Raw genomic sequence first — 1,426 nt, 5'->3', positions numbered from 1 at the left:
TTCCGTAAGGCTCGTAGCTGTTATCTAACTGACTGTGCCAGTGAACGTTCAGCTTTATCGGCTGCAAAGGGTCAATGCGTTTCCCATCTTTCAAGATTTGGATGTCTTGGTCATTGTGAACGAACCAGGTATTTTTGCCTTTAAATGATGTAGAAAGAAAGGCGATTTTGTAATGCTCGGTGCCGGCGTCGTAACGATAGCTGTGGATGGGAATTTGCGTGCCGGCAGTTAGAGTTTGCTTTTGGTTGGGGTCGGTGATTTGATTGCTGGGAATCGGCTGTTGCTTGAGAACGGTATTGTTCAGAACTTTCAGAGTGTAGGTAGCCATAATGTTTTTGGTAGTGCTGTGCTAAGATGAAAATTAAGTCGAGGGAAAGGACATTGGGCGTTGCAAGTATCGCGCTTGCTCTGCGGATTGCACGGGTTTCTCAGTCATATTCGTTACTGCAACCCTGAACCATTCCGCTGTTTCTTTGTCCTTACATAGCGTTATTAGGTGAGGGGGAAAAAACTTATGCACTGGTTTCAGGAGTGGGTTTTGCCGGCAAGGTGGGCCAGGATGAGAGTGTTTTCCTCACACCTGATGCCCTTGCTGCGGGAAATTATGTAAGGCTGACGGCTAGAACCTTCTCGCCATTCGGGTTCAGCGGGAAAAACCAGGTTTAAAAATAAACCTGGTTTCTAGATTTTAAGTTTATCCGCTTTTTTTAGAGCAATCCCAAATCCCAAATCGGATTACTTCCAGATGTAATGAATCCACAACTGACCGTCAGAGTCGGGCCCGCAGATGCGATCCATCATTTCGTAAGAATATATCAGCCCCCCTCCATTGGCATTGGTGTCGTATCCACTCTCAAACCATTCTCCGTAAGGATCGTTAACAATAAAGCCTTGGTCGTTAAAGCCGATGATGGTAATGATATGTCCTGAGCCGGTAAAGTATCCGTGAACTATGGCGGGGTAGCCTTTGCTTAACCAATTCTTAACATCTTGCCATTTAGCTTTATATTGAAAGTCATCTTGGCAGCCGTAGTCTCGCACTAACCGTGCCAGGTCTTCGGGAGAGTGTCGGTCATAGCCTTTATCCTGGCAATAGAGGAACAGTTCGTCTTCTAACTGTTGGTTGGGGTATTGAGACTTGATGCCAAAGTATTCCAGACACATGGCTACTGAGGTGACATTACAGGTTCCGTAAGGCTCGTAGCTGTTATCTAACTGACTGTGCCAGTGAACGTTCAGCTTTATCGGCTGCAAAGGGTCAATGCGTTTCCCATCTTTCAAGATTTGGATGTCTTGGTCATTGTGAACGAACCAGGTATTTTTGCCTTTAAATGATGTAGAAAGAAAGGCGATTTTGTAATGCTCGGTGCCGGCGTCGTAACGATAGCTGTGGATGGGAATTTGCGTGCCGGCAGTTAGAGTTTGC

At 46.0% G+C, this 1,426-nt stretch carries 1 protein-coding gene and 1 pseudogene; both read right to left on the bottom strand.

Translation table 11 applies throughout. The features are described from left to right. Window positions 1–328, bottom strand: a pseudogene (locus tag OSC10802_RS53390) (C39 family peptidase); the annotation flags it as partial. 407 nt (window positions 329–735) lie between these two features. Next, the coding region (locus OSC10802_RS42325) for a C39 family peptidase (RefSeq protein WP_017720284.1) at window positions 736–1,426 on the bottom strand (691 nt) is incomplete at its 5' end.

It is taken from the genome of Kamptonema formosum PCC 10802 (genome assembly GCF_000332335.1).
In the GTDB taxonomy this organism is placed as follows: domain Bacteria; phylum Cyanobacteriota; class Cyanobacteriia; order Cyanobacteriales; family Oscillatoriaceae; genus Oscillatoria.
This window is presented reverse-complemented; position numbering and strand designations above follow the sequence as displayed.